Source organism: Vibrio sp. 10N.222.55.B11 (assembly GCF_041473705.1).
GTDB lineage: Bacteria > Pseudomonadota > Gammaproteobacteria > Enterobacterales > Vibrionaceae > Vibrio > Vibrio crassostreae_C.
The window spans coordinates 1-6,437 of sequence record NZ_JBFRST010000056.1 but is presented as its reverse complement, the minus strand read 5'-3'; the positions used below and the strand labels follow the sequence as shown (position 1 = coordinate 6,437).

Annotated in this window: 6 protein-coding genes and 4 tRNA genes; 3 read left to right on the top strand and 7 right to left on the bottom strand. The window is 43.4% G+C overall.

Annotated elements, in window-relative coordinates:
• The 5 genes from AB4503_RS19745 to AB4503_RS19725 form a co-directional block, all read right to left on the bottom strand.
• On the bottom strand, window positions 1–143 hold a 143-nt coding region (locus AB4503_RS19745; protein ID WP_240798929.1), incomplete at its 3' end, for a GTP-binding protein.
• 95 nt (window positions 144–238) lie between these two features.
• Window positions 239–314 (bottom strand) — tRNA-Thr (locus tag AB4503_RS19740).
• 13 nt (window positions 315–327) lie between these two features.
• Window positions 328–402 (bottom strand) — tRNA-Gly (locus AB4503_RS19735).
• A 39-nt stretch (window positions 403–441) separates the two neighbouring features.
• Window positions 442–526: transfer RNA gene (locus AB4503_RS19730), tRNA-Tyr, on the bottom strand.
• Between the two features lie 44 nt (window positions 527–570).
• Window positions 571–646, bottom strand: a tRNA-Thr gene (locus tag AB4503_RS19725).
• 210 nt (window positions 647–856) lie between these two features.
• Here AB4503_RS19725 and coaA point away from each other — a divergent pair.
• Complete coding sequence (gene coaA / locus AB4503_RS19720) at window positions 857–1,780, top strand: type I pantothenate kinase (protein ID WP_372115620.1); 924 nt, start codon at window positions 857–859, stop codon at window positions 1,778–1,780.
• A gap of 7 nt (window positions 1,781–1,787) precedes the next feature.
• Here coaA and birA read toward each other — a convergent pair whose 3' ends face one another.
• A complete protein-coding gene (gene birA, locus AB4503_RS19715; protein ID WP_017059800.1) occupies window positions 1,788–2,753 on the bottom strand; it encodes a bifunctional biotin--[acetyl-CoA-carboxylase] ligase/biotin operon repressor BirA in 966 nt (321 codons plus the stop codon).
• Window positions 2,750–3,796: a UDP-N-acetylmuramate dehydrogenase gene (gene murB / locus AB4503_RS19710; RefSeq protein WP_372115619.1), complete on the bottom strand. Its 1,047-nt coding sequence runs from the start codon at window positions 3,794–3,796 to the stop codon at window positions 2,750–2,752. Before murB ends, birA begins: the two co-directional genes overlap by 4 nt.
• Window positions 3,797–3,862: 66 nt before the next feature.
• Here murB and AB4503_RS19705 point away from each other — a divergent pair, with 66 nt between their 5' ends.
• A complete protein-coding gene (locus AB4503_RS19705; RefSeq protein WP_017059798.1) occupies window positions 3,863–4,294 on the top strand; it encodes a GNAT family N-acetyltransferase in 432 nt (143 codons plus the stop codon).
• Between the two features lie 91 nt (window positions 4,295–4,385).
• Entirely contained in the window at window positions 4,386–5,726 is a 1,341-nt protein-coding gene (gene pssA, locus AB4503_RS19700; protein WP_029235079.1) for a CDP-diacylglycerol--serine O-phosphatidyltransferase, read from the top strand.
• Window positions 5,727–6,437 lie beyond the last annotated feature (711 nt).

Below are 6,437 nucleotides of genomic sequence, written 5' to 3'. Positions count from 1 at the left end.
GCGAAATCTTTAGCAACACCACCGTACACTTTTGCAAGAGTAGTACAGATAGCAGCAGTTAGAGTTGTTTTACCGTGGTCAACGTGGCCGATAGTACCAACGTTTACGTGCGGTTTCGTACGTTCAAATTTTTCTTTAGACATGGGGTGTCCCTCTAGGTACGGATTAGGTGGCTTAAAATAAGACCACGCAACCAAAAAAAATGGTTTTCTTTATTAAAGGAGAAGAAGCTTTAGACTGGTGCTAATACCCAGAGTCGAACTGGGGACCTCACCCTTACCAAGGGTGCGCTCTACCGACTGAGCTATATCAGCACACAAAATGAGTTGGAGCGTGCAGCGGGAATCGAACCCGCATCATCAGCTTGGAAGGCTGAGGTAATAGCCATTATACGATGCACGCAACACGTAACTCTGTTTGAGCTATTTAACCTTTAGAATATGGTGGAGAGGGACGGATTCGAACCATCGAAGGCAGTGCCAACAGATTTACAGTCTGCTCCCTTTGGCCACTCGGGAACCTCTCCAAATTTTGAGCTTTCTCTCGCTTGCCTTATAGGAAGGGAGAAAGTGGTGCCGACTACCGGAATCGAACTGGTGACCTACTGATTACAAGTCAGTTGCTCTACCTACTGAGCTAAGTCGGCACAAGTGGGGCGCATTTTATTGAATGATTTTCCACCTTGCAATAGTAAATTGAAAAAAAGTGCAAAATTCTCTGACCAAACTCCTACATACGGCTATTTAGCTCAAGGTTTACGTCTTTAACCCGCATCTAGTACAGGAAGATATTTTATTTATCTATCGCTTGATGTATTTTCCATGCACTTGTTTTGTTATCCACTATAGAGTTTTGTATGAGCCCATTTATGTCATTTGACCGCGAACGTTGGTCTGAGCTAAGGAATTTAGTTCCGATGACACTTTCTGAGAGCGACTTAAAAGAGCTTCAAGGCATCAATGAAAAGCTCACAATGGAAGAGGCAGTAGAGATCTATCTACCGCTATCTCGTCTATTGAACCTCTATGTGGCAGCCAGACAGAATAGAAACTCGGTACTCCACCAATTTCTAGATAAGAAAGAGAAAGCGCCACCTTTTATCATCGGTATTGCGGGTAGCGTAGCTGTTGGCAAAAGTACCACTGCGCGTCTGCTTAAAGCCCTACTCTCTCGCTGGGAAAACCACCCAAAAGTTGAACTAGTGACAACCGATGGCTTTTTATATCCAAACGAGGTGTTAGAAGAGAAAGGGTTGATGAGCAAAAAGGGCTTTCCTGAATCTTACGATATCAAGCGTTTAGTGAACTTTGTTTCGGATGTAAAAGCTTGCAAGAGAAATGTCACAGCCCCTGTTTACTCGCATCTTACGTACAATATTACTGATGACGTTAAGTACGTCGACCTACCAGATGTGCTTATTATTGAAGGGCTTAATGTTTTACAAACCGGAATGAATTATCCACACGAGCCACATCGCGTGTTTATTTCAGACTTCCTTGATTTCTCACTCTATGTTGACGCTGATAGCCAACAAATCAAAGAATGGTACGTCAATCGCTTTATGAAATTCCGCGATGGCGCGTTTACTAAGCCTGGCTCTTACTTTAGTCATTACACTAAATTATCGAACCAAGCCGCATTGGACAAAGCAGAAGGTATCTGGAGTTCAATTAATGGCTTGAACCTTGAACAAAATATCCTTCCGACAAGAGAAAGGGCTCACCTGATTCTACGTAAAGGCGCAGATCATATGGTTGAAGAAGTGTTACTAAGAAAATAGTAACGCCTTAGTCGCCTTTTCTTAGCGATATCTCGCCACCAATATAGCTCTCGACACCATTCTCAGTTTTGAGCAATACAGCACCTTGTTCATCGATGCCTTGAACAACACCTTCAATTTCTCTAGGTCCAATGATCAATCTAACATTGCGACCTAAGAAATTATCCAAGCGGTTCCAACGCTCTAAAAAATTGGACATTCCTTTCAACTCGTAGTCGACAAGTGACTTATCCCAAGCATTGATCAGAGCCTGCGCTAACTGGTTACGGTCTGGCACCTTCCCATCACACACTTCTTTAAGGGAAGTCCATGGCTGGCCAATACCTGATGTTGTTGGATCCATGGATAGGTTTAGCCCTAAACCAATCACAATATGCGCAGCGCCGCCAGACTGTCCTGACAGCTCGACCAAGATACCTGCAAGCTTCTTGTCATTGTGGTAAAGGTCGTTCGGCCATTTAAGCTTTACACCTTCTACGCCCATCTCTTCCAAAGCTTCAACAACAGCTACACCAACCACAAGGCTTAAGCCCATTGCGGCAGCCATCCCCGCGTCGAGTCTCCAATACATTGAAAGATAGAGGTTTGCACCAAATGGTGATACCCACTCTCGTCCACGGCGTCCACGACCCGCAGCTTGATATTCAGCAATACAGACAGAACCCGATTCGAGGGTGTTAGTGCGCTCTAATAGGTGTTGGTTTGTAGAACCTATGATGGGAATGAGTTCAAGAGAAGCATCGCGACTAACTGCAGACAATTTGTCTTGGTCAAGCATATCCAAACGACTGGCTAGTTTGTAACCCTTGCCTTGTACTCGGTAGATATCTAAACCCCACTCTTGAATACCTTTAATGTGCTTACTGATAGCCGCTCGTGATACGCCAATCATTTCACCTAGGTCTTCACCTGAATGAAACTCACCGTCAGCAAGACATCTCAATAGTGCAAGCTTGGTACTGTGCTCTCTCATGCCAATGACTCCAAAGCCTTATCCAAGTTTGTCTCGCAGTCTCGTCCCATAAAGCGCACTTCATGTTCCAATCGAATATCGAATTTATTCAAAACGGACTGGCGCACTCGCTCTGCAAGCTTAAGGATATCCACAGCAGAAGCCTCATCATAATTGATAATAACCAATGCTTGGTTGGGGTGAACCTGAGCGCCACCTTCTGTCACACCCTTGAACTGGCATTGATCAATCAGCCAGCCAGCAGCAACTTTGATCATGTCATTACTCTCATAACCAACCATATTTGGATATAGAGCTAACAAGCGATCAAAATGATCTTTGGTGATCACAGGGTTTTTGAAGAAGCTACCCGCATTCCCTTGTACTCTAGGGTCTGGCAGCTTACTTGAACGGATAGCACACACTTCATCAAATATAGTGCGAGGGGAGAGCGTATCGGCTGCTAGGCTTTTTAACGGGCCATAGTGATTGTATGGCTCCCACTCTTTCGGCAACGTTAAACCAATCGCAACAACAATCGCTTTATCGTAGAGAGCGTGTTTGAAAATAGAATCTCGGTAACCAAAGAGACACTCTTCTTTGCTTAATCGCTTAACTGTATAAGTATCCAGACACAGGATATCGACATACTCGCATACGTCTTGTAGCTCAACACCATACGCACCAATATTCTGAATCGGAGCAGAGCCGGAACAGCCGGGTATCATTGCTAGGTTTTCTAGACCACCCAGCCCTTTATCCACACTCCACTCAACCAAGCTTGGCCAATCCTCGCCACCACTCACATGCAGTAGGTGATGACTGTCCGTCTCGGCCAGCTCAATCCCGGCTAATTTATTCACGATGACCAGGCCAGCGAAGTGCTCAGTAAAAAGCATATTACTGCCCTTACCCAGTATTAACTTAGGCAAAGCTGACCATTTAGGGTCTTTGTAAAGCGAAATAAGTTCTTCGGTAGTGGTGACTTCAACCAACGCATCACACGTCTGATCGATGGAAAAAGTATGAACATTTTTTAAACTAGCATTGAGATGGAATTGCATGGCGATATTCAATTAACTTACACTGCGGTCATTCTACAGCAGATAAACCAATGGCGCAGTGACTGAATGAACAATGTCATCATTACTCAATTAGACCCAGTAAAGGTTCCCCTAGTTAAACGTTTCTATAAAGAACATTACCCAACGGGAAAAGCGAATAAGAGTGAACTGATCTATTCGTTATTGCTGAATAACGAACTGTGCGGTGTCGTGCGTTTTCGTACAATAGAAAATAATCGCTTACTTACCGGTATGGCGATATCAAAACAACATCGTGGTCAGCAATTAGGCTCCCAGCTTATGGATTATTGTGCGCAACATACGCTTACGGAAGATGATTACTGCTTTGCGTACGCTCATCTCACCAATTTTTACGCGCGACACAAATTCGTACAAGTAGACCCTAAAGATCTACCAAATGGTTTAAGAGTTTTATACGAGCGCTATTCGAATAGCGGAAAAGATCTCATTCCTATGCATTATCAGCAAAATTGTTAGAGAATGCCTCGATTATCTAGTATTTGGTGCTATCCCTTTGGTAAAATTAAAGGTTCGCAATTTTGCATATTTTTAAGGTAAAACAGTCAATATGATTGCCAGTAGGAATCCATTCATACAGTTGCCAACCATAGCGCAGAATCCTGACAAGTTTGAAGTACTACTATCAGCGCAAGAGTTTCGAACTCGCCTACTTGATGAAATATCTCGCGCAACGACTCGTATTAGTTTAGTCGCTTTGTATCTTGAAGATGATGAGGCTGGCCGTGAGATCCTGACTGCCTTATATGAAGCAAAGCAAAAGAATCCAGAATTAGACGTGAGCGTTTGTGTCGATTGGCACCGGGCGCAGCGTGGATTGATTGGCGCAGAGTCTTCTGAAGGCAATGCAGCCATGTATAAAGAGTTCGCAGAGAAATATCAACATTCTGTGCCTGTCTATGGCATTCCCGTTCGCGGCAAAGAAGTCTTTGGCGTATTGCACTTAAAAGGCTTTATCGTCGATGATAGCGTGATATACAGCGGTGCAAGCCTTAACAATATCTATCTGAATTACCATGACCGCTATCGCTTTGATCGTTACCATGTTTTAAACAATGCAGCTCTTGCTGACTCAATGTTTGCCTACGTACACGAACAGATGGTTGCGGACAGCGCTGTTTATGACCTGGCTGACAAGAACAAGCCTGCGACCAAAGAACTGAAACCAGCGATTCGTCAGTTTCGAGCATCATTGGCAAGGTCTCAGTATCAATTCGAAGGGCAAGAGGTTTCAGCAGAGCAAGTGGCTGTAACACCATTGGTTGGTATCGGTAAAAGACGTAACCGTCTGAATCAGGGAATCAACCAACTCGTCGCTCAAGCTAAAGATGAAATCTTCATCTGCACACCTTACTTCAACTTCCCACCTAGCCTAGCTAAAGAAGTGAAGAAAGCACTTAAGCGTGGCGTAAAGGTCAGCATTGTTGTTGGTGATAAGACAGCGAATGATTTCTTTATCTCACCAGAAGAAGAGTTTAAAACGATTGGTGGTTTGCCATACCTTTACGAACTGAACTTACGCCGTTTCGCTAAAGCGAATGAAGCTCATATTGCTAGCCGTAATCTATCAATTCGACTTTGGCAACACGACTCCAATAGCTTCCACCTAAAGGGCATTTGGGTAGATAAGCGCTACATGCTACTAACAGGTAATAATCTAAATCCACGCGCATGGAAGTTGGATCTAGAGAACGGTATCTTTATCCAAGATAACTACCATCACCTAACAGACAAGTTTCAGGCTGAAGTGGATAACATCCTTCAACACACTCAGCTTATCTGTACTTATAAGCAGTTAGACAAGGTAGAGAGCTACCCGATGGAAGTTCAGAAGTTGATTCGTAAGATCACTCGTGTGAAAGCCGATAGGGTGCTTAAGCAAATACTGTAGTCGATGTATTAGAGACACTATTTATCAACGCCTAGCAAACGCTAGGCGTTTTTGTATCTACGAGATAGCTATTTAGGTTTGTTTGATGGTCTTTCGAATCAACATCTCTATTTATGCACAGTGAGTGTGATAGCTTGAAGTGTTAAGCATCCTACCTTTTCCTTAGTCAGTCTCAGGGTTCCAGATACGTGTATCAGGTATGGTTTAGATAGCAGCTAAACGAGTACCAATACGAACATAATCGACAATTACCCTTTACGTATTCAAGCAATAAAGTCTCACTCCTTAGGGCGAAGTACGTACGCGATAGAGAATTTCACATAGTAAAACAATCAGATTAGTGCTCTGCTCTATTTAGCTTAAGAGTTAGAAGTGACCACCTATATTCCCAAGCAGCACCTCCCGATATATAGAGAAGTACTTCATAGCTAGCGATAAGGATCTACTACTAAAACCCAAAACACATACGCAGGAAACGACGAAAGCCTAGTCGTCAGACTAGGCTTTCTGATATGTGCCGGAATAGCATGAAGTGCAGGGGCTCGGTGTCTTTATACCAATTAAAGTAAAAATGTGATCTAATTAAGATTGATGAATTATTGTGAAATTTAGCCATGGATAGCCTTAATAACACTGACTTCAAAAAGCTTGCGAGCCAGCAAAAAACCATTCAGATGAAGATGCGTTTACTTGCGCTCGCACACTTTAAAG